This is a genomic window from Burkholderia territorii (genome assembly GCF_902833055.1).
Lineage (GTDB): Bacteria > Pseudomonadota > Gammaproteobacteria > Burkholderiales > Burkholderiaceae > Burkholderia > Burkholderia territorii.
On record NZ_CADFEJ010000034.1, the window covers coordinates 1 to 19730 of the forward strand.

Annotated in this window: 20 protein-coding genes; 9 read left to right on the forward strand and 11 right to left on the reverse strand. The window is 68.9% G+C overall.

Features of this window, described 5'->3' with window-relative positions:
• A partial coding sequence (locus tag HW466_RS31730) for a hypothetical protein (RefSeq protein WP_208456260.1) occupies positions 1-184 on the reverse strand: 184 nt, incomplete at its 3' end.
• A gap of 40 nt (positions 185-224) precedes the next feature.
• A complete protein-coding gene (locus HW466_RS29990; protein ID WP_174905938.1) occupies positions 225-1268 on the reverse strand; it encodes a bile acid:sodium symporter family protein in 1044 nt (347 codons plus the stop codon).
• A gap of 344 nt (positions 1269-1612) precedes the next feature.
• Here HW466_RS29990 and HW466_RS29995 point away from each other — a divergent pair, with 344 nt between their 5' ends.
• The 3 genes from HW466_RS29995 to HW466_RS30005 all read left to right on the forward strand — a co-directional run bounded on the left by HW466_RS29995 (position 1613) and on the right by HW466_RS30005 (position 4660).
• Complete coding sequence (locus HW466_RS29995) at positions 1613-2110, forward strand: hypothetical protein (RefSeq protein ID WP_059768676.1); 498 nt, start codon at positions 1613-1615, stop codon at positions 2108-2110.
• A 343-nt stretch (positions 2111-2453) separates the two neighbouring features.
• On the forward strand, positions 2454-3530 hold the full coding sequence (locus HW466_RS30000) for a porin (RefSeq protein WP_044846147.1): 1077 nt from the start codon (positions 2454-2456) through the stop codon (positions 3528-3530).
• Between the two features lie 170 nt (positions 3531-3700).
• Positions 3701-4660, forward strand: coding sequence for a LysR family transcriptional regulator (locus tag HW466_RS30005; RefSeq protein ID WP_059451601.1), 960 nt, complete (start codon positions 3701-3703; stop codon positions 4658-4660).
• A 114-nt stretch (positions 4661-4774) separates the two neighbouring features.
• Here HW466_RS30005 and HW466_RS30010 read toward each other — a convergent pair whose 3' ends face one another.
• Complete coding sequence (locus tag HW466_RS30010) at positions 4775-5734, reverse strand: NAD(P)H-dependent flavin oxidoreductase (protein ID WP_059507867.1); 960 nt, start codon at positions 5732-5734, stop codon at positions 4775-4777.
• 279 nt (positions 5735-6013) lie between these two features.
• On the opposite strand from HW466_RS30010, the gene HW466_RS30015 reads away from it, so the two are divergent.
• Positions 6014-6910: an alpha/beta fold hydrolase gene (locus HW466_RS30015; RefSeq protein WP_059768565.1), complete on the forward strand. Its 897-nt coding sequence runs from the start codon at positions 6014-6016 to the stop codon at positions 6908-6910.
• A gap of 49 nt (positions 6911-6959) precedes the next feature.
• Here the strand turns inward: HW466_RS30015 and HW466_RS30020 are convergent, their stop codons facing one another.
• Complete coding sequence (locus HW466_RS30020) at positions 6960-7454, reverse strand: Lrp/AsnC family transcriptional regulator (protein ID WP_059768568.1); 495 nt, start codon at positions 7452-7454, stop codon at positions 6960-6962.
• A gap of 113 nt (positions 7455-7567) precedes the next feature.
• Here HW466_RS30020 and HW466_RS30025 point away from each other — a divergent pair, with 113 nt between their 5' ends.
• On the forward strand, positions 7568-8470 hold the full coding sequence (locus tag HW466_RS30025) for a DMT family transporter (protein WP_151006383.1): 903 nt from the start codon (positions 7568-7570) through the stop codon (positions 8468-8470).
• A 246-nt stretch (positions 8471-8716) separates the two neighbouring features.
• On the opposite strand, the gene HW466_RS30030 is transcribed toward HW466_RS30025, so the two are convergent.
• The 5 genes from HW466_RS30030 to HW466_RS30050 are packed head-to-tail and all read right to left on the reverse strand — an operon-like array spanning position 8717 to position 11794.
• Entirely contained in the window at positions 8717-8923 is a 207-nt protein-coding gene (locus HW466_RS30030) for a DUF1289 domain-containing protein (RefSeq protein WP_059451596.1), read from the reverse strand.
• Positions 8920-9426, reverse strand: coding sequence for a YbaK/EbsC family protein (locus HW466_RS30035; protein WP_059451595.1), 507 nt, complete (start codon positions 9424-9426; stop codon positions 8920-8922). The genes HW466_RS30030 and HW466_RS30035 overlap by 4 nt, the downstream gene beginning before the upstream one ends.
• A 22-nt stretch (positions 9427-9448) precedes the next feature.
• The gene (locus tag HW466_RS30040; RefSeq protein ID WP_059807856.1) at positions 9449-10381 is read right to left on the reverse strand and encodes a hydroxymethylglutaryl-CoA lyase; all 933 of its coding nucleotides are present in this window, start codon (positions 10379-10381) and stop codon (positions 9449-9451) included.
• Positions 10382-10410: 29 nt separating this feature from the next.
• On the reverse strand, positions 10411-11352 hold the full coding sequence (locus tag HW466_RS30045) for a 2-hydroxyacid dehydrogenase (RefSeq protein WP_174905939.1): 942 nt from the start codon (positions 11350-11352) through the stop codon (positions 10411-10413).
• A gap of 4 nt (positions 11353-11356) precedes the next feature.
• Positions 11357-11794 (reverse strand): VOC family protein, encoded by a 438-nt coding sequence (locus HW466_RS30050; RefSeq protein ID WP_060346141.1) that lies wholly within the window; start codon positions 11792-11794, stop codon positions 11357-11359.
• A gap of 258 nt (positions 11795-12052) precedes the next feature.
• Between HW466_RS30050 and HW466_RS30055 the strand changes: the two genes are divergently transcribed.
• Positions 12053-12676 (forward strand): RBBP9/YdeN family alpha/beta hydrolase, encoded by a 624-nt coding sequence (locus HW466_RS30055; protein ID WP_059507861.1) that lies wholly within the window; start codon positions 12053-12055, stop codon positions 12674-12676.
• Between the two features lie 66 nt (positions 12677-12742).
• On the opposite strand, the gene HW466_RS30060 is transcribed toward HW466_RS30055, so the two are convergent.
• Together HW466_RS30060 and HW466_RS30065 are read right to left on the reverse strand one after the other, a co-directional pair.
• Entirely contained in the window at positions 12743-14863 is a 2121-nt protein-coding gene (locus HW466_RS30060) for a phosphocholine-specific phospholipase C (protein ID WP_059544859.1), read from the reverse strand.
• Positions 14864-14914: 51 nt separating this feature from the next.
• Positions 14915-15193, reverse strand: a complete 279-nt coding sequence (locus HW466_RS30065) for a hypothetical protein (protein ID WP_174905940.1) — start codon at positions 15191-15193, stop codon at positions 14915-14917.
• A 548-nt stretch (positions 15194-15741) separates the two neighbouring features.
• Between HW466_RS30065 and HW466_RS30070 the strand changes: the two genes are divergently transcribed.
• Genes HW466_RS30070 through HW466_RS30080 form a run of 3 tightly spaced genes read left to right on the forward strand, consistent with a single transcriptional unit; the run spans position 15742 to position 19729 of the window.
• A complete protein-coding gene (locus HW466_RS30070; protein ID WP_174905941.1) occupies positions 15742-16494 on the forward strand; it encodes a (2Fe-2S)-binding protein in 753 nt (250 codons plus the stop codon).
• Positions 16495-16505: 11 nt separating this feature from the next.
• On the forward strand, positions 16506-17507 hold the full coding sequence (locus HW466_RS30075; protein WP_151006591.1) for an FAD binding domain-containing protein: 1002 nt from the start codon (positions 16506-16508) through the stop codon (positions 17505-17507).
• A complete protein-coding gene (locus tag HW466_RS30080) occupies positions 17504-19729 on the forward strand; it encodes a xanthine dehydrogenase family protein molybdopterin-binding subunit (RefSeq protein WP_174905942.1) in 2226 nt (741 codons plus the stop codon). Before HW466_RS30075 ends, HW466_RS30080 begins: the two co-directional genes overlap by 4 nt.
• Position 19730: the final 1 nt, after the last annotated feature.

The window sequence follows — 19730 nt, forward strand, 5'->3', positions numbered from 1 at the left end:
AAGGCGCAAAAGGCGCAAAAGGCGCAAAAGGCGCAAAAGGCGCAAAAGGCGCAAAAGGCGCAAAAGGCGCAAAAGGCGCAAAAGGCGCAAAAGGCGCAAAAGGCGCAAAAGGCGCAAAAGGCGCAGAAGGCGCAGAAAGCACCAAACCTGAAGCAAGCAGGAAGCGGAACCAGAACGACGCCAATACCCGCGCGCGGCCAGCCACGCCGGCCGCGCAGCCGCGCTCAGCGCTTGCCCGCGCTCAGTGCTTCGCGTGCGCGTGCGGCGTCGGCCGCGCCCTCGTCGCCGTCACGCTCGCCGCGCATGTCGCGCGCGCCCCAGCGCTGCGCGAGCGCCGCGCACGCCATCAGCTGGATCTGGTGGAACAGCATCAGCGGCAGCACGATCGCGCCGACCGCCTGCGCGGAGAAAATCACCTTCGCCATCGGCACGCCGGCCGCGAGGCTCTTCTTCGAGCCGCAGAAGATGATCGTGATCTGGTCGGCGCGGTTGAAGCCGAGCCGCTTGCTGACGAACGTGGTCAGCACCAGCGCGATCACCAGCAGCACGACGTTGACGACCAGCAGGCCGCCGAGCGCGCGCGCCGGAATCTGGTGCCACAGCCCCTGGTTCACGGCCTCGCTGAACGCGACGTAGACGACGAGCAGGATCGAGCCCTGGTCGACGAAGCGCAGCACGCCGCGATTGCGTTCGATCCAGCGGCCGATCACCGGCCGCAGCAACTGGCCGGCGATGAACGGCACGAGCAGCTGCATCACGATGCTGCCCACCGTGCTCCACGGCGACGCGGCCGCGGCCGACTGCGACGTGATCATCAGCCCGACGAGCGCCGGCGTCACGAAGATCCCGAGCAGGCTCGACGCGGACGCCGCGCACACGGCGGCCGGCACGTTGCCCTTGGCGATCGACGTGAACGCGATCGACGACTGGACCGTCGACGGCAGCGTGCACAGAAACAGCACGCCGGCGTAGAGCGCCGGCGTGACGAGTGGCTGCAGCACGGGCTTCAGCGCGAGGCCGAGCAGCGGGAACAGCGCGAACGTGCTGAGCAGCACGACCGCATGCAGCCGCCAGTGGGTCGCGCCCGCGACGACGGCTTCGCGCGACAGCTTCGCGCCGTGCAGGAAGAACAGCAGGCCGACCGCGACGTTGGTCGCCCAATTGAATGCATGGGCGGCGGGGCCGCGGCACGGCAGCAGGCTCGCGAGCACGACGGTACCGACGAGCGCGAGCGTGAAGTTGTCGGGAAGGAAACGGGGACGGGCCATCGGGAAACTCGATTCGGAAACGGCAGGCGCGCGCGTCGCGCGCGAAGCCGATATTGTCCCGGTTGACCATTCAATACACAAATTCATTGTGCGAATCGATTGATGAATCGCCTGCATCCGAAGGCCGTGCCGGCGACGGGCAGCCGATGCGCACAATGGCAGAAGAATGTTCTGCCGCGATTGCGCCCTGAAGTGAAAAAACCTAGCAGTAACATGGTGTTACACCGATGCCCGCGACCTAACACTTTTTGGCTCGACACCGTTTCGGGGCGCTCATAAATTACTGCTGAAAGGCTTGCGTCGGCCGGCAACACCCGGCGGCGAGCGGCAACAGGCACTGAATGATGACGGAACGGGTGAAACTGAAGGTCGGACGATGGGTGGCAGGCGTGCTCGGCGCACTGCTGATGCCGCTCGCGCTCGCGCAGCCGCCGCACGGCGGCCAGGCGTTCGGCGGCGGCCAGGGCTTCGGTCACGGTTTCGGTGGCGGCGACATGCGCGCGTTCGGCCAGCCGGCCGGCAACGCGCCGGTGTGGCGCCGGGCGCTGCCGCCGGGCGGTGCGCGTACCGGCGGCGTGAGCGGCTACGGTTCCCGCTGGGGGCTGCGGCCGACGCCGTCCTACGGCCATTACGCCGCGCAAAGCCCGTATCGCCCGATCAGCGCGGACTCCCGCCAGATGCCGCGCCCGCCGGGCGGCGGCAACGTGCCGCTGCGAGCCGGCTCGATCCGCGCCGACGTCGCGCGCTACAACGAGGAGCGCGGCGGCCGTCCGATGCCGCCCCCTCGCGCACAGGAAGAACCTTCCCGCTCGCCGTTTTTCTCTCCGTTCTACCGAAACTGAACGCCTCGCGCGTTCGCCCTGCCGGCTGTGATGCGAATTCGCCACAGTCGCGCGCAGATTTCCGCTGATTTTCCCGTCGCATTGCGCTATCTTTCGCGCCCGGTACGCGCGCGCCGGCGGCCTGCCCGTCGCGTGAGCGCTCCGCGCGGGGCCGCTGCGGCGCGCCTGGCCACAGGCCGATTCAGCGAAGTTAATGCCGCCGCTATACCCGCAATAAGTGTGCGCAATTTTGACCGGACGAATGATCCGTAAAGATGGCTGCGCCCCATACGACGCAAGCAATCGGCTCCAAAAAACAACGCTCGCGCCACTTATCGACACTTCGACAAATCCTGGAGATCCCATGAAAGCATTCGCTCGCCGTGCGTCGCGCACGTCCGTCAAGCTGATCGCCGCGGCCGCCTGCGTGGCGGCAACGGCACCCGTCCACGCGCAATCGAGCGTCTCGCTCTACGGTCAGGTCGACGAATGGGTCGGCGCCACCAAGTTCCCGGGCGGCGATCGCGCATGGAACGTGTCGGGCGGCGGGATGTCGACCTCTTACTGGGGCCTGCACGGCGCGGAGGATCTCGGCGACGGCTACAAGGCGATCTTCACGCTGGAGAGCTTCTTCCGTGCGCAGAACGGTCAGTTCGGCCGCTTCCAGGGCGACACGTTCTTCGCGCGCAACGCGTACGTCGGCGTCAGCTCGCCGTACGGCACGGTGACGGCAGGCCGCCTGACGACGCACCTGTTCCTGTCGACGATCCTGTTCAACCCGTTCTACGACTCGTACACGTTCTCGCCGATGGTGTACCACGTGTTCCTCGGCCTCGGCACGTTCCCGACCTATCCGAGCGATCAGGGCGCGGTCGGCGATTCGGGCTGGAACAACGCGCTGTCGTACACGTCGCCTTCGTTCGGTGGCCTGAATTTCGCGGCGATGTACGCGCTCGGCAACACGGCCGGCGACAACCGCTCGAAAAAGTGGAGCGCGCAGTTCAACTACGCGAACGGCCCGTTCGCGGCGACCGCCGTCTACCAGTACGTGAACTTCAACAACGGCCCGCAGGACCTGAGCTCGCTCGTGACCGGCATGAAGAGCCAGGGCATCGGGCTGGTCGGCGCGACCTACGACCTGAAGTACGTGAAGCTGTTCGGCCAGTACATGTATACGAAGAACGACCAGGTCGCCGGCAGCTGGCACGTGAACACCGCGCAGGGCGGCGTGTCGGTGCCGCTCGGCGTCGGCAACGCGATGGCATCGTATGCGTACTCGCGCGATGGCGGCGGCCTCGACCAGACGCGCCAGACCTGGGCCGTCGGCTACGACTACCCGCTGTCCAAGCGCACCGACGTCTATGCTGCATACATGAACGACCACATCAGCGGCCTGTCGAGCGGCAACACGTTCGGCGCAGGCATCCGCGCGAAGTTCTGACGATCTGCGTGCCGCACACGCTCGCATCGCGTGTCCGGCCTGCCGGCTTGCAGCCCCGAAACGGCGCCGCTTCACGCGGCGCCGTTTTGCCTTTGTTGACCTTTTTGTTTCCTCGCCTTTGTTACCCTATCTCGTAATTGCATGATTCCCAGGAATTGCGAGCTAGTTCGATGGATACCCTCGTCAGCATGAATGTGTTTCGCTACGTCGTCGAAGTGGGCAGCTTCGTCGGCGCGGCGGAGCGCATGCAGATGTCGGCCGCGATGGCGAGCAAGCACGTGATGCATCTCGAGCAGCAGCTCGGCGCGCGGCTGCTGCATCGCACGACCCGACGCGTCGCGCCGACCGAGGCGGGACGCGAATACTACGAGCGCCTCGTGCAGGCACTGTCGGAGCTCGACGAGGCCGGACAGGCGGTCGGCGCCGCCAGCGTCGTGCCGCAGGGCCGCCTGCGCGTGACGTCGCTGTCCGCGTTCGGCTTGCGGCACGTGATGCAGGCCGTCACCGATTATGCGGGCCGGTTCCCGGACGTGACCGTCGACATGACGCTGTCCGATCGCGTGGTCGACCTGATCGAGGAAGGCTACGACGTCGCGGTGCGCGCGGCGCCGAACGGACTGAAATCGTCGTCGCTGGTCGCGCGCCAGATCGCGACCGCGCACATCCTGCTGGTCGCGTCGCCCGAGTATCTCGAGAAGCACGGCACGCCGCGGGCGATTGCCGATCTCGCGCACCACAACTACCTGCGCCGCGATTCGAATTCGACGATGCTCGATTCGCTCGTGATCGATGCGGCCGCCGCGTCGCGTGTGAACCTGAACGGCAACCTGATCGTGAACCATCTCGAGGGGCTGCGCGCGGCCGTGCTCGCGGGCGCGGGCATCGCGCTGCTCGGCACCGAGGTGATCGGCGACGACATCGAATCCGGCCGGCTCGTGCCGGTGCTGCTCGACTCGGTGCCGCCGCACGAGGCGCCGATCTATGCGGTGTATGCGAGCCGCCGCCACGTGTCCGCGAAGGTGCGCTCGTTCGTCGACTTTCTCGCCGCACGCTTCGAAGGGCAGTCGCTGTGCCCGTCGATCGAAGCGCGCCTGCGCGTGTTGCCGATCGCGCGAATAAAGCGCGCCTGAGGCCGCCGACACGGCTCGATCGGACGAAAAAAAAGCGCGAACCATTGCGGTTCGCGCTTTTTCATTTCCGGGCGCGTGCATGCGCGGCGGCCGCGCAACCCGCCGCCGCTCGCGTCAGCGCGCGATGCCGAGGCGCGCCTTCGCTTCGTCGTACTCGCGCTTGAGCCGCTCGACGAGCGCGCCGACGCTCGGCAGGTCGTCCATCAGGCCGACGCCCTGGCCGGCACCCCAGATGTCCTTCCACGCCTTCGCCTTGTCGCCGCCGAAATTCATCTTCGACTTGTCCGATTCCGGCAGCGCGTCCGGATCGAGTCCGGCCTTCTCGATGCTCTCGCGGATGTAGTTGCCGTGCACGCCGGTGAAGAGGTTCGTGTAGATGATGTCGGACGATTTCGCGTTGAGGATTGCATGCTTGTAGTCCTCGACCGCGTGCGCTTCCTGCGTCGCGATGAAGCGCGTGCCCATGTACGCGAGATCGGCGCCCATCGCCTGCGCGGCGAGGATCGAGCCGCCGTTCGCGATCGAGCCGGACAGCACGATCGGACCGTCGAACATCTTGCGCACTTCGCCAACAAGCGCGAACGGCGACGTCGTGCCCGCGTGGCCGCCGGCGCCGGCCGCGACGAGGATCAGCCCGTCGACGCCTGCCTCGAGCGCCTTCTGCGCGTGGCGCAGGTTGATCACGTCGTGCAGCACGATGCCGCCGTAGCTGTGCACCGCGTCAACGATTTCGCGCGCCGGCGCGCGCAGGCTCGTGATGAAGATCGGCACCTTGTGCTCGACGCACACGCGCACGTCGTGTTCGAGCCGCACGTTCGACTGATGGACGATCTGGTTGACCGCGATCGGGCCGATCACCGCATCCGGATGCTTCGCCTTGTGATCGGCGAGCTCGGCCTGGATCTGCGTGAGCCATTCGTCGAGCAGTTCGGCTGGACGGGCGTTGAGCGCGGGAAATGATCCGACGATACCCGCCTTGCACTGCGCGAGCACGAGTTCGGGATAGCTGACGATGAACATCGGCGACGCGATGACGGGCAGCGTCAGGTTCTGCAGGACGGCGGGCAATGCCATGTGATGTCTCCAGTCTCGAGGGGCGGCCGGATGCGGCGCGGGCGCGCCGATGCCGGCATCAATGCTTGGCGGTCGAACGATGCTTCGAGTGTAGCGGTGCAGCGATGCGCTCATATTAATACGAACGGTCGTGCGATTCTACGCGAGCTTAGCAAACGGCGCGGCATGTCCACAATCGAGTGAGTGCTCTCGTTCTACGCATTCGGGCATCTGGCGCGCGCAGCGCCCGGCCGTGCGCTCCTACAATAGCCGCCATAACAAACCAACGAGAAACAAACCATGTCGTTTGAGGCGTTTGCACCGTTTCGCGTGATGGTGCAGGACACCGACATCTTCGGTGTCAAAGGAGGCGCGGGGCCGCCGCTTCTGCTGCTGCACGGCCATCCGCAGACCCACATGATCTGGCATCGCGTCGCCGCGACGCTGGCGAATCATTTCACGGTGATCGCGACCGACCTGCGCGGCTACGGGGCGTCGGGCAAGCCGCCGAGCGATGCGCGGCATGCACCGTATTCGAAACGCGCGATGGCGGCCGACCAGGTCGCCGTGATGCGGCATTTCGGCTTCGAGCAATTCCACGTGTGCGCGCACGATCGCGGCGCGCGCGTCGCGCACCGGCTCGCGCTCGATCATCCGGCGGCCGTCGAGCGGATGATGCTGCTCGATATCGCGCCGACGCTCGCGATGTACGAGCAAACCGATCGCGCGTTCGCGACCGCGTATTTCCACTGGTTCTTCCTGATCCAGCCGGCACCGTTGCCCGAGACGCTGATCGAAGGCCGCACCGACGCGTACATCGAGCGCGTGATGGGCAACCGGTCCGCCGGGCTTGCGCCGTTCGCGCCGCAGGCGCTCGCCGCGTATCGCGCCGCGCTCGCGCAGCCGGGCGCGGTGCATGCGATGTGCGAGGACTACCGCGCGTCGGCGACGATCGATCTCGAACACGACCGCGCGGATCTCGAGCGCGGCAACAAGGTCGCGTGCCCGCTGCGCGTGCTGTGGGGCGAAAACGGGATCGTCGGACGCTGCTTCGATCCGCTCGACGAATGGCGGCGCGTCGCGCGCGACGTCAGCGGTCGCGCGCTCGATTGCGGCCACTACATTCCGGAGGAGGCGCCCGTCGCGCTGATCGACGAGCTGCTCGCGTTCTTCGAGGCGCGCGACGCGGCCGCGTGAGCGGTGCCTGCCGCCGCTTCTGGCGGGTGAGCCTGCCGCGCGGCGGCGGTCAGCGGCGCGCGGCGGCGTCGTCGTCGACCAGCGGCGGCAGGCGGCGCGGCACCGGCGTCGATTTCACGATCGCCGTGCTCGTTTCCGCGCGTTCGGTGACCTTCGCCAGGATGTCGTCGAGGTGCTCGATCGTGCGCAGGTAGAGCCGGCAGATGAAGCAGTCCTCGCCGGTCACCTTGTCGCATTCGACGAATTCCGGAATCCGCCGCAGCACCTCCTCGACCAGATGCAGCTGCCCCGGCAGCGGCTTCACGCGAACGATCGCCTGCAGCGTGTAGCCGAGCGCGCGCGGGTCGAGCTCGACGGTGAAACCCGCGATCACGCCCTGCGCTTCGAGCCGTCGCACGCGGTCGGCGGTCGCGGGCGCCGACAGCCCGATCTGGCGCGCCAGTTCGCTGGTGGCGATGCGCGCATCCTCGGCGAGCGCCGCGAGAATCGCGCGGTCGGTCGCATCCAGCGACGCGACGGCGGGCGGGGAAAGGCGTTTCGACATGATCGCTTTGCTTTCGAAGGTGAATCGGCGGTTTCGCTTCAGTTTAGTCGTGGATGCGCGGAAAGCAAGTTCCTAGAATCGAAGTCATCCTCTCTCGTCAAACGGAGTCCATGATGGCCTCGAACGAAATCCGCCGCGGTGCGGCCGAGATGGTCGTCGCGATGCTGATGTCCGGCACGATCGGCTGGCTCGTGATGTCGTCGCAGCAACCGCTCACCAACGTCGTGTTCTTCCGCTGCCTGTTCGGCGGCGCGACGCTCGCGATCGTCTGCGCCGCGCTCGGCTTCCTGCGTCGCGCGCTGTTCTCGCCGCGCATGCTCGCGCTCGCCACGCTCGGCAGCGTCGCGATCGTCGCGAACTGGCTGCTGCTGTTCGCCGCGTATTCGCGCGCGTCGATCTCGATGGCGACCGCCGTCTACAACACGCAGCCGTTCATGCTCGTCGCGCTCGGCGCGATCGTGTTCCGCGAACGGATCAGCGCGTCGACGATCGCGTGGCTCGCGCTCGCCTTCATCGGGCTCGTGTGCGTGGTGCGCGTCGAGCCGGCCGTGCTCGCGGTGCCCGGTGAATATCTCGAAGGCGTCGCGCTGTCGCTCGGCGCGGCGTTCCTGTACGCGGTGTCGTCGATCGTCACGAAGCAGCTGAAGGGCACGCCGCCGCATCTGCTCGCGCTGCTGCAGGCCGGCCTCGGCATCGTGCTGCTCGCGCCGTTCGCGCATTTCGGCAGCTTGCCGGCGACGGCCGCGCAGTGGCTCGACCTCGTCGTGCTCGGCGTCGTCAACACAGGCCTGATGTATGTGCTGCTGTACGGCGCGATCCAGAAGCTGCCGGTCGCGATGACGGGCGCGCTGTCGTTCGTCTATCCGATCGTCGCGATCATCGTCGATCGCGTCGCGTTCGGGCAGACGCTCGCATGGACGCAGGTGCTCGGCGCGCTGCTGATCCTGCTCGCGGCGGCCGGCGTGAATCTCGGCTGGCGCATCGTGCCGGCGCGTCGCGCGGCGGTCGGCAACTGAAACGGTCGTGCGATTTGGCCTGCCGCTACGGCTCGCCGCTACGGATTGCCGCTACGGCGCGTTGCCGACACCCGCCGGCGGCGTGTCGGCAACCGGAGATTGCGCGCGCGAAGTGCTGTAAGAAGTTGTAGGGAAACACCCGATGCGACGCTGCGGCGTCGCTCGTATGATGCGGGCTGTGACGTTGATCACGTTCACAGGATTCCGATCTCATGCCGTTCGCCAGGCAGGCCGAACGGCATTTTTTTATGCGCCGCTGCGCGCGAGCAGCCGCCGCCGCGCGTCGAGCCGCGCGAGCAACAGGCGCCTCGCGTCGTCGTCGGACGCGCGCCATCCCTTGATCTCGTCGCGCGTGCGCAGGCAGCCCGCGCACCAGTCGGTGCGCGGATCGATCCTGCAGACGTCGGTGCACGGCGACGCGACCGTGCCGGCCGTTACCGGAACGTCGCTCATGCGTCGTTGCGCAGCGCGACGTCCGCGACCGGCGCGCCCGTCAGCGATACGAGTTCCTGCGGCGACAGGTTGAACACCGCGTGCGGATGGCCGGCGGCCGCCCACAGGCTGTCGAGTTCGAGCAGGTCGGCGTCGATCAGCGTGACCGGTTCGACGAGATGGCCGATCGGGCAGACGCCGCCGATCGCATAGCCGGTGTTGTCGCGCACGAATTTCGCGTCGGCGCGGCCGACCGCGCCGACTTGCGCGGCGACTTTCTTCTCGTCGACGCGGTTCACGCCGCTCGCGACGACCAGCACCGGCAGGCCGTCCGATTCGCGGCGAAACAGGATCGACTTCGCGATCTGCGCGACGGAGCAGCCGAGCCCGGCCGCGGCCTCGGCGGACGTCTTGCCGGTTTCGGCGAGCATCACGATTTCTTTTGAATGACCGCGTTCGCGCAGCAGCAGCGCGACGCGTCGCGCGGAATCGGGCAGAGAGTCGAATGAAGCGGGTGTCGTCATGGGGTATCCGTGAATGTCGAGGTCATGCGCAGCTCGGCGCGTCGGCCGAGCTTTGCGCCTTGGCGAGCAGCGCGCGACCGGCGCGCGACACGTTCGCGCGGCCGATCGCGTTCGAGATGAAGTCGCCGGCGGCGACCACTTGCGCGAGGTCGATGCCGGTGTCGATGCCGAGGCCCTGCATCAGGTAAAGCACGTCCTCGGTCGCGACGTTGCCGGTCGCGCCCTTCGCGTACGGGCAGCCGCCGAGCCCGGCGACCGATGCGTGGAAGATCTCGATTCCTTCGAACAGCGCCGCGTAGATATTCGCGAGCGCCTGGCCGTAGGTGTCGTGGAAGTGGCCCGACAGCCGCTCGCGCGCAAACACGCGCGTGACGGCCGACAGCACTTCGCGCGTGCGCTTCGGCGTGCCGACGCCGATCGTGTCGGCGATGTCGATCTCGTCGCAGCCGAGCGCGGCGAAGCGTTCGACGACGTCCACCACCGATGCGACCGGCACGTCGCCCTGGTACGGGCAACCGAGCGCGCACGACACGCTGCCGCGCAGCCGCAGGCCGGCATCCTTCGCGGCCTTCGCGACCGGCTCGAAGCGCGCGATGCTCTCGGCGATGCTGCAGTTGATGTTGCGCTGCGAGAACGCCTCGCTCGCCGCACCGAAGATCACGACTTCGTCCGCGCGTGCGGCGAGCGCATTCTCGAAGCCCTTCAGGTTCGGCGTGAGCACCGAGTACACGGTGCCCGCGCGACGCTCGATGCCGGCCATCACGTCGGCGCCGTCGGCCATCTGCGGCACCCATTTCGGCGACACGAACGATGCGGCCTCGATATTGCGGAAGCCGGCGCGCGACAGACGATCGACGAGCGCGATCTTCACGTCGGTCGGCACGAAGGTCTTTTCGTTCTGCAGGCCGTCGCGCGGGCCGACTTCGACGATCTTGACGGCGGTGGGGAACGTCATGGTTGTCTCCAGTTTGGTATGGGCGGAATTCAGTAGCCGCGCGCGTAGTCGACGATGCCGCCGACGCGCTCGCCGCGCTCGAGCGCGCGGATCTTGCCGGCGATCTGTTCGACGGCTTCGTCGCGCAGCGTCTCGGCCGAGCTGTGCGGCGTGATCGTGATGCGCGGCGTGTGCCAGAACGGATGATCGGCCGGCAACGGCTCATGCTGGAACACGTCGAGCGTCGCGGCGGCGATCCGGCCGCTCGCGAGCGCGTCGAGCAGGTCGGCCTCGACGAGATGCGCGCCGCGCGCGACGTTCACCAGGTACGCGCCCGGCGCGAGCCGTGCGAAGGTGCGTGCCGACAGGATCCCGTCGGTATCGCGCGTGCTCGGCAGCAGGTTCACGAGCATCTTCGCGCCGTCGATGCATGCGTCGAACGCGTCGTTGCCCGCGAACGTCTCGACACCGTCGAGCCGCTTCGGGCTGCGGCTGTAGCCGCGCACCGGCAGGCCGAGCGCCGCGAGCGCCCGCGCGACCTGCGCGCCGAGCACGCCGAGGCCGAGCACCGCGACGGTGAAACTCGCGTGCGCATGCGGCTCGAGCACCTGCCAGCGGCGCTCGCGCTGCAGCGCGTCGTATTCGTCGAAGCGGCGCAGATAGCGCAGCGCCGCATGCGTCACGTATTCGATCATCTGCCGCGCCATGCCCGAATCCTCGAGCCGCACGAGCGGCACGTCGCGCGGCAGCGTGCCGGGATACTCGCGCTCGAGCGCGAGCAGCGCGTCGACGCCCGCGCCGAGATTGAAGATCGCGCGCAGGCCGTCGCGCGGCGCGAACAGCTCGCGCGGCGCGCGCCAGACGAGCGCGTAGTCGGCGGCGCCCGTGTCGCCCGGCTGCCATGCGCGCAGCTCGGCCTCGGGCAGCGCTTGCGCGAGCGCGTCGCGCCATGCGTCGGCTTCCTGATGCGGCGAATGGAACAGGATCTTCATGCGTCTACTTCGCGAACAGCTGGCCGATGTCGGCGAACGCCTTGAACTCCAGCGCGTTGCCGCACGGATCGAGGAAGAACATCGTCGCCTGCTCGCCGACCTCGCCCTTGAAGCGGATGTGCGGCTCGATGACGAAGCGCGTGTGCGCGGCCTTGAGCTTGTCGGCGAGCGCGTGCCACTCGTCCATCGACAGCACGACGCCGAAATGGCGCACGGGCACGTCGTCGCCGTCGACCGGGTTCACCGCGCTCTTGCCGGTTTCTTCCGGCGCGAGATGCGCGACGAGCTGGTGCCCGAAGAAGTCGAAGTCGACCCAGTGTTCCGAGCTGCGGCCCTCCGGGCAGCCGAGCAGGCCGCCGTAGAACGCGCGCGCGGCGGCGAGGCTCGACACGGGAAAGGCGAGATGGAACGGGCGCAGCGCGCCGGCGGGCGTAGCGGACATCGGGCGTCTCCTGTCGATCGGAACCGGCGCGGCGGCGCCTGGTTCGATCCGATGCAAGGCAAGCGGGAAGCCCACATTCTACGGTTTCGCGGCGCGTTGCGCCGCCGCGAGGCGGCCGGCCCGCACCGGGCGGCGCGTGCCGGCGGGCGTGCCGGCGGCCTTCCCGCGCAAAAGCAAAGCACAAAATATTGGTTCGGTCCTCGCGCGCGCCGCGCCACAATCGAATCTCGTCTTCAAGCAAAGCAAGCGAGGGCAATCATGCGCGCATGCAGCAAATCGGCGTGGCCGCCGCGGCTCGTGACCGTTCCGGGCCTGCACGGCAGCGAAGGCGCCCACTGGCAGACCTGGCTGGAGCGGCAGTTCCCGCGTTCGCTGCGGGTCGAGCAGGCCGACTGGGATGCGCCCGATCTCGCACGCTGGGCGCAGTCCGTGCGCGCGCTGCTCGAGCGCGAGCGCGGCCCGTTCGTGCTGGCCGCGCACAGCTTCGGCTGCCTCGCGGCCGCGCATGCGCTCGCGCAGTGGCCGCAGGCGGCCGAGGTCGCCGGCGTGCTGCTCGTCGCGCCGGCCAGTCCGAAGAAATTCACGTTCGCGGGGCCGTTCGACGCGCGCCGGCTCGCGGTGCCGTCGATCGTGATCGGCAGCGAGACCGATCCGTGGATGCCGCTCGCCGATGCGCGCACGCTCGCGCAGCGGCTCGGCAGCGCATTCGTCAACCTCGGCGACGCGGGACACATCAACACCGCGGCCGGCTTCGGCCCGTGGCCGCGCGCGAAATACTTCATCGACACGCTGGTGCACTGCGCGGCGCCGCTGCGCTTTCGCGACGCGGACGACAGCTTCGATGCCGCGCTCGTCGACCGCGCGCTCGCGCACGCGATCTGACGCTCACGCGGACGCGTACGCGCACGCACCGCGCGGCAACGGCCGCGCAGCGCGTGCCGCCGGCGCTTACGACGCGGAAACGGGGCGCACGGCGGCCGGATCGGAGTAGCTCGGCCGGCCGTTCTCGACGTGGCCCGCGAAGCGGCGCGAGAACGTGCCGTTCGCGCCGTCGCTCACCGTCACGTCATACCAGTGGTGGCTCGACGCGAGTGCCCATTGCTCGACGTGTTCGTCGCCGCCGTGCAGCGTCACCTGGCGCGCGGGCGTGCCATAGGCGTTGTCGGCGAGCGTCAGCGTCACGTGCCCGGTGCCGTGGTTGCGCAACTTCAGGTACAGGTTGCCGTTCGCGATGTCGTAGCCGGCCTTCACTTCCGGCTGCGCATGATTGCGGCGGCGTGCCGTCGCGGCCGACACGTTGCCCGCGAACATCCGCACGAAGCCGTTCGGCCCATACACCGAGAACGAATACGCGCCGTTCGTCTCCGTCAGGTCGAAGTCCGCGTGCAGCACGCGGCGCGCGCCGACCGTGTAGCGCCACGGGCCGTCGGTGCGGTTCGTCGCGTACACCTGGAAGTGCGCGCCCTGGTTGCCGCGGTTCGCGAATTCGATGCGCAGCGTATTGCCGCCGTAGATGCTCGCGTTCACGTGCAGCTCGTACGGCAGCGCACGCGCCGGGCGCACGCCGGGCTCCTGCGGATCGATCGGCGACGGGGTCGCGGGCACGGTCGGCGCGGGTTGCGACGTGCATTGCTGGTCGGCGATCGTGCGGTACTGGCTCGTGTCGGGCAGCGTCGGGAACGTCGCGTCGGACGAGCGGAAGTCGAACGCGGCGGTGAGGTCGCCGCAGACGGTCCGGCGCCACGGCGTGATGTTCGGTTCGTCGACGCCGAAGCGCTCGCCGATGAAGCGGATCACCGACGTGTGGTCGAACACCTGCGAGCACACGAAGCCGCCTTTCGACCACGGCGACACGACCGTCATCGGCACGCGCGGCCCGAGGCCGTACGGCAGGCCGTCGGCCGTGTAGCTGCCGCCGCGGCCGGGATTCACGACCGTGTGCAGCTCGCCGTCGGTGGTCACGGTCGATGCGCCCTGCGCGGCCGACGTCGGCGGCTGCGGCGGCACGATGTGATCGAAGAAGCCGTCGTTCTCGTCGTACATGATGAACAGCACGGTCTTCGCCCATACGTCCGGGTTCGCCGTGAGCGCATCGAGAATCTGCGACGTGTAGTTCGCGCCGTACGCGGGCGTGTATTTCGGGTGCTCGGAGAAGACGGCGGGCGGCAGCAGCCACGACACCTGCGGCAGGCGGTCGTTGATCACGTCGTCCTTCAGGTTGTCGAGCGTGCGCACCGTCTGCGCGCGCTGGTACAGCGACGAGCCCGGCTTCGCGTTGATGAAGTTCGTGAAGTTCTGCAGGATGTTCGTGCCGTAGTTGCCGTTGTACGGATCGGCCCACGTCAGCCCCTGCTGGTAGATCTGCCACGACACGCCGCGCGCCTCGAGCCGCTCGGGGAAGGTCGTCCACGACAGCAGCTGGTACGCGGGCGGCAGGTCGCCGTCGACGTAGTCGGCGTTGTCGAGCAGCGGGCCGCCGAACTTGCCGGTCGGGTCGATCGTGCCCGTCATCAGATACGAGCGGTTCGGGTGCGTCGGCCCCGGCAGCGAGCAGAAGTAGTGGTCGCACACGGTGAACGCATCGGCGAGCGCGTAGTGGAACGGGATGTCCTCGCGCACGTGATAGCCCATCGTCATGTCGGTCTTGTTCGCGGGCCACTGGTCGTAGCGGCCGCCGTCGATCGCCGCGTGGGTTTTCGCCCACGAGTGGTCGAGCGCGCCGAGGCATTGCGCGCTGGTCGTCTTCGTGTCGAGCCGGAACGGCAGCACGGGCTTCGCCGGGTCTTCCTTCGACGGCTGGTACCACACCGGCTTGCCGTTCGGCAGCGGGATCGGGAAGCGGTCGTTGTAGCCGCGCACACCGCGCAGGTGTCCGAAGTAATGGTCGAACGAGCGGTTCTCCTGCATGAACACGACGATGTGCTCGACATCGCGGATCGTGCCGGTGCCGCGCGCGGCCGGAATCGCGAGCGCGCGGCGGATCGATTCGGGGAACGCGTTGAGCGCGACGGCCGCGCCCGCGGATTGGGCGACGGTATGCAGGAAACGGCGGCGGCTGGATGACGTCATGTTATTTCACCTCGGTTCTGCGATCGGGGGGCAGGGACAGCAACGGCGGGATCAATGTGCCGGCGATGCGGCGACGCCGGACGCGCCCGCGTTCGTCGCGGACTTCGTGTCGTCGTCATCGTCGGGCGGGTAGTGAACGACGGGCGGCGCGAGCGGTGCGGCATCGGACGCGGCGGCGCTCGGGCCGCTGTTGAACGCGCTCGCGGAGCCGGCCGATGCGCCGGCTTGCCGGGAGGCGTCGTCGGCCGCGTGCGCGTCGTGCGGCGCGTCGTCGCTGCAGGCGGCGACGAGGGTGGCGGCACATAGGACGACGAGGGCGACGCGACGCATGACTTCTCTCCTGGCAGGCGGATCGGGGAACGTTTCCGAGTATGCCGGTGCGATGCGACGATTCGGTGAATCGTTTGCGACCGGAGCATGATCGCGAAATGCTTTCGCCAACCTGACCGCTCGCTTTCGCGGAAAGGCGCATCCATGCACGGCGGAATTTTCCAGCGGATGCAGAAGCTGCACGCATTTGCATGCGCGTGCGGTGCGACGACCGCACACGCGCGATGCGTGCGCGTGCACGGCATCGGCGAGACGGCCGGTAAATCTGTGGCGATCGGCGCTCGATGCATCGCCGCTTGCGCCGCAAAGCGGGCATTTCTTGCCGTCTCGCCAGCAGGCAGCCAGCTGCGCGCCAGCATGGCGCCATGCGGGCGCCATCGACGGCAAACCGGCACGGTGCGCCGTGCGCCAGCGCCCTGCGATGTCGCCCACGGCCCGTTCGCGGCACCGGAATTGCTCTCTGCGCCGATATGCGCGTGTCGTCCCGCGCGGCCATCCGGGCGCGGGCGGCAACTGCGCGTCCATCAACCATGGAGCGAGCAGAAGCCATGTCCAGCGATCGATCCGATTTTCCACCGGCCGAACCCGCGCGCGATGTCGCCCCGTCGCCGCTTGGAGCCGGCCGGTCAGCGGCGCCGCCGTTGCCGCGCGATACGCCGCCGAGTGCCGCGCGGCGGCGCTTTCTGCAATCCGCGGCGGCGGCGACGGTCAGCGCCGCGTCGCCCGTCCATGCGCAGCCGCCGTACGCGGCGCCGCCATCCGCGGTCACGCACCGCGACGCGATACCCGCGCAGCCCGTTCGTCTCGACATCAACGGACGCGAATACGCGCTGCAGCTCGAGCCGCGCGTCACGCTGCTCGACGCGCTGCGCGAATACGCCGGGCTCACGGGCACGAAGAAGGGCTGCGATCGGGGGCAATGCGGCGCATGCACGGTGCTCGTCGACGGAAGGCGCATCAATGCGTGCCTGACGCTCGCGGTGATGCACGAAGGCGAGCGGATCACGACCGTCGAAGGGCTCGCGCGCGGCGGCGTGTTGAGCCCGGTGCAGCACGCATTCATCGAACACGATGCATTCCAGTGCGGCTATTGCACGTCCGGCCAGCTCTGCTCCGCGACCGCGCTGCTCGACGAATTCGCGGCGGGTGCCGCGAGCGCCGCCACCGGCGACGTGCGGCAGCGCCCCGCGCAGCTGTCGGACGACGAGATTCGCGAGCGCATGAGCGGCAATCTGTGCCGCTGCGGCGCGTACCCGAACATCGTCGCCGCCGTGCGCGCCGCGCACGCGGCCGCCACCTAGGGGCCAGCGCAATGGAAGCGATCACATACGAACGTGCGACGGATGTCGCCGGTGCGGTGCGGGCGGCGCAGCGGCCGGGCACGGCGTTCATCGGCGGCGGCACGAACCTGCTGGACCTGATGAAGGGCGGCGTCGCGCGGCCGGTCACGCTGATCGACATCACGCGCATCGAAGGTCTCGACACGGTCGATGCGCTGCCCGGCGGCGGATTGCGCATCGGTGCGCTCGTGCGCAACAGCGACGCGGCCGATCATTCGCGCATCCGCGCCGACTATCCGCTGCTGTCGCAGGCGCTGCTGGCCGGCGCATCCGCGCAACTGCGCAACATGGCGACCGTCGGCGGCAACCTGATGCAGCGCACGCGCTGCCCGTATTTCTACGATCCCGCCTTCGCGCAATGCAACAAGCGCGAGCCGGGCAGCGGCTGCGCGGCGATCGGCGGCCACAACCGGATGCACGCGATTCTCGGCGCGAGCCCGCAATGCGTCGCGGTGAACCCGTCGGACATGAGCGTCGCGCTCGCGGCGCTCGACGCCGTCGTGCAGGTGAGCGGGCCGAACGGTGCGCGGCAGATTCCGTTCGCCACGTTTCACCGCTTGCCCGGCGATCGGCCCGATCTCGACACGACGCTCAAGGCGGGCGAACTGATCACCGCCGTGGACCTGCCGCCGCCGCGTTTCGCGGAGCATGCGCACTACCTGAAGGTGCGCGACCGCGCGAGCTATGCATTTGCGCTGGTGTCGGTGGCCGCCGCGCTGCGCATGGACGGCCCGCGCATCGCCGATGCGCGGATCGCGCTCGGCGGCGTCGCGCACAAACCGTTGCGTGCCGCGGACGCCGAGCGGCATCTGGCGGGGCGCGCGCCGACCGACGCCGTGCTGCACGAGGCGGCCGCGCTTGCGCTGCGCGATGCGCATCCGCTCGACGGCAATGCGTTCAAGGTCGCGCTCGCGCAGCGCGCGATCGTCCGCGCAGTGAAAATCGCCGCGTCGGCGACGGGAGGTGCCGCATGAACACGCTGACCGGACAACCGCTCGACCGCGTCGACGGCGTACTGAAGGTGACGGGCGGCGCGCATTACGCGGCCGAATTCACCGATGCGCGGTTGGCGCACGCGGTGCTCGTGACCAGCACGATCGCCGCCGGCCGCATCGAGTCGATCGACACGGCGCGCGCACGCGCGATGCCCGGCGTGCTGCTCGTGATGACGCACGAGAACGCGATGCGCCTGCCCAATGGCGGCCGCCCGCCACTGTCGCCGCCCGCCGGACGCCGGCTCACGTTGCTGCAGGACGACACGGTGCGCTACAGCAACGAGCCCGTCGCGGTGGTCGTCGCCGACACGCTCGAGCATGCGACCGACGCCGCGAATGCCGTGCAGGTGCGCTACCGCGCGAGCGAAGCCGCGCTGGATTTCGCGCATGCGAAGGGTGGCGCGCGCGTGCCGCCCACGCAGCAGGGCCGCCCGATGGACACGCAACGCGGCGACGTGGACGCCGGCCTGCGCGAAGGCGCGGTGCGCGTCGACGCGACCTACACGACGCCGATGCAGCATCACAACCCGATCGAGCCGCACGCGACGATGGCGCACTGGGACGGCCCGACGCTCACGCTGCACGACGCGACGCAGGGCGTGTCGGGCGCGAGCGCGGCCGTGGCCGCCGTCTTCGGCATCGCGCCGGAGCACGTGCGCGTGATTTCGCCGTTCCTCGGCGGCGGCTTCGGTTGCAAGGGCTCGTCGTGGTCGCACGTGTCGCTGTGCGCGATGGCGGCGAAGCAGGTCGGCCGCCCGGTCCGGCTGGTGCTCACGCGCCCGCAGATGTTCGGGCCGGTCGGCGGGCGGCCGTTCACCGAACAGCGCGTCGTGCTGGCTGCCCGCCGCGACGGCACGCTGACGGCGATGCGGCACGACTCGGTCGTCACGACGTCGACCTTCGAGGACTGGACCGAGATGTGCGGGATGCCGTCGCGCATCATGTATGCGGTGCCGAACCAGGCGACCACGCACCGGATCGTGTCGCTGAACGTCGGCACGCCGACCTTCATGCGCGCGCCGGGCGAGGCGTCCGGCTCGTTCGCGCTGGAGTCGGCGATGGACGAACTCGCGTGGCGGCTGGGGATGGACCCGGTCGCGCTGCGGCTCGCGAATTACGCGCAGGTCGATCCGCAGGACGGCAAGCCATGGTCGAGCAACGCGCTGCGCGAGTGCTACCGTGTCGGCGCGCAGCGTTTCGGCTGGTCTCGCCGCACCGGCGCGCCGCGCACGATGCGCGACGGCGACACGCTGATCGGCCTCGGGATGGCGGCCGCGACGTATCCCGCGAACCGCAGCGAGGCCACGGCGCGTGCGCGCATTCTCCCGGACGGCACGGCCGAAGTGGCGTCGGGCACGCAGGACATCGGCACGGGCACCTACACGGTGATGACGCAGGTCGCCGCCGATGCGCTCGGCTTCGCGCTGCAGAACGTGCGCTTCGCGCTCGGCGATTCGAGCCTGCCGCGCGCGCCGGTATCGGGCGGCTCGCAATCCGCGGCGAGCGTCGCGCCGGCCGTGCGCGAGGCCGCGTTGCAGGCGCGTGCGAAGCTGATCGCGCTGGCGATCGCCGATGCCGGGTCGCCGCTGCACGGTGCCGCGGCCGACGACGTCACGGTCGACAACGGCTGGGTCGTGCATCGCGGCGACCCGTCGCGGCGCGATCCGGCCGCCGCGGTGATCGCGCGGGCGGGCGGCCGGCCGATCGACGCGCTCGCGACGACGAAGCCGGGCGACGAGAAGTCGCGCTACGCGAGTCATTCGTTCGGCGCGGTGTTCGCCGAAGTGCACGTCGATGCGCAACTCGGCACGATCCGCGTGGCGCGCATCGTCGGCGTCTACAGCGTCGGCAGCCTGCTCAATGCGAAGACCGCGCGCAGCCAACTGATCGGCGGGATGGTGTGGGGGCTCGGCACGGCGCTCGAGGAAGGCTCGCATCTCGACGTGCGGCACGGCCGCTTCACGAACGCGAATCTCGCCGAATATCACGTACCGGTGAACGCGGATATCGGGACGCTCGACGTCACCTTCGTCGACGAGCGCGACACGCATTTCAATCCGCTCGGCATTCGCGGAATCGGCGAAATTGGGATCACCGGCGTGCCGGCCGCGATTGCGAACGCTGTCTATCATGCGACGGGTGTGCGCGTGCGCGACCTGCCGATCACGCTTGACAAGGTCGCGATGCCGATGCGGGGTTGAT

Bases quoted from the DNA above. Each gene is read 5' to 3' on its own strand.
- HW466_RS29995 (WP_059768676.1), top strand. From the start codon at position 1,613: ATGACGGAACGGGTGAAACTGAAGGTCGGACGATGGGTGGCAGGCGTG.
- HW466_RS30045 (WP_174905939.1), bottom strand. From the start codon at position 11,352: ATGAAGATCCTGTTCCATTCGCCGCATCAGGAAGCCGACGCATGGCGC.
- HW466_RS30060 (WP_059544859.1), bottom strand. From the start codon at position 14,863: ATGACGTCATCCAGCCGCCGCCGTTTCCTGCATACCGTCGCCCAATCC.
- HW466_RS30030 (WP_059451596.1), bottom strand. From the start codon at position 8,923: ATGAGCGACGTTCCGGTAACGGCCGGCACGGTCGCGTCGCCGTGCACC.
- HW466_RS30000 (WP_044846147.1), top strand. From the start codon at position 2,454: ATGAAAGCATTCGCTCGCCGTGCGTCGCGCACGTCCGTCAAGCTGATC.
- HW466_RS30025 (WP_151006383.1), top strand. From the start codon at position 7,568: ATGGCCTCGAACGAAATCCGCCGCGGTGCGGCCGAGATGGTCGTCGCG.
- HW466_RS30040 (WP_059807856.1), bottom strand. From the start codon at position 10,381: ATGACGTTCCCCACCGCCGTCAAGATCGTCGAAGTCGGCCCGCGCGAC.
- HW466_RS30010 (WP_059507867.1), bottom strand. From the start codon at position 5,734: ATGGCATTGCCCGCCGTCCTGCAGAACCTGACGCTGCCCGTCATCGCG.
- HW466_RS30055 (WP_059507861.1), top strand. From the start codon at position 12,053: ATGCGCGCATGCAGCAAATCGGCGTGGCCGCCGCGGCTCGTGACCGTT.
- HW466_RS30065 (WP_174905940.1), bottom strand. From the start codon at position 15,193: ATGCGTCGCGTCGCCCTCGTCGTCCTATGTGCCGCCACCCTCGTCGCC.
- HW466_RS30020 (WP_059768568.1), bottom strand. From the start codon at position 7,454: ATGTCGAAACGCCTTTCCCCGCCCGCCGTCGCGTCGCTGGATGCGACC.
- HW466_RS30050 (WP_060346141.1), bottom strand. From the start codon at position 11,794: ATGTCCGCTACGCCCGCCGGCGCGCTGCGCCCGTTCCATCTCGCCTTT.
- HW466_RS30035 (WP_059451595.1), bottom strand. From the start codon at position 9,426: ATGACGACACCCGCTTCATTCGACTCTCTGCCCGATTCCGCGCGACGC.
- HW466_RS30075 (WP_151006591.1), top strand. From the start codon at position 16,506: ATGGAAGCGATCACATACGAACGTGCGACGGATGTCGCCGGTGCGGTG.
- HW466_RS30080 (WP_174905942.1), top strand. From the start codon at position 17,504: ATGAACACGCTGACCGGACAACCGCTCGACCGCGTCGACGGCGTACTG.
- HW466_RS29990 (WP_174905938.1), bottom strand. From the start codon at position 1,268: ATGGCCCGTCCCCGTTTCCTTCCCGACAACTTCACGCTCGCGCTCGTC.
- HW466_RS30015 (WP_059768565.1), top strand. From the start codon at position 6,014: ATGTCGTTTGAGGCGTTTGCACCGTTTCGCGTGATGGTGCAGGACACC.
- HW466_RS30005 (WP_059451601.1), top strand. From the start codon at position 3,701: ATGGATACCCTCGTCAGCATGAATGTGTTTCGCTACGTCGTCGAAGTG.
- HW466_RS30070 (WP_174905941.1), top strand. From the start codon at position 15,742: ATGTCCAGCGATCGATCCGATTTTCCACCGGCCGAACCCGCGCGCGAT.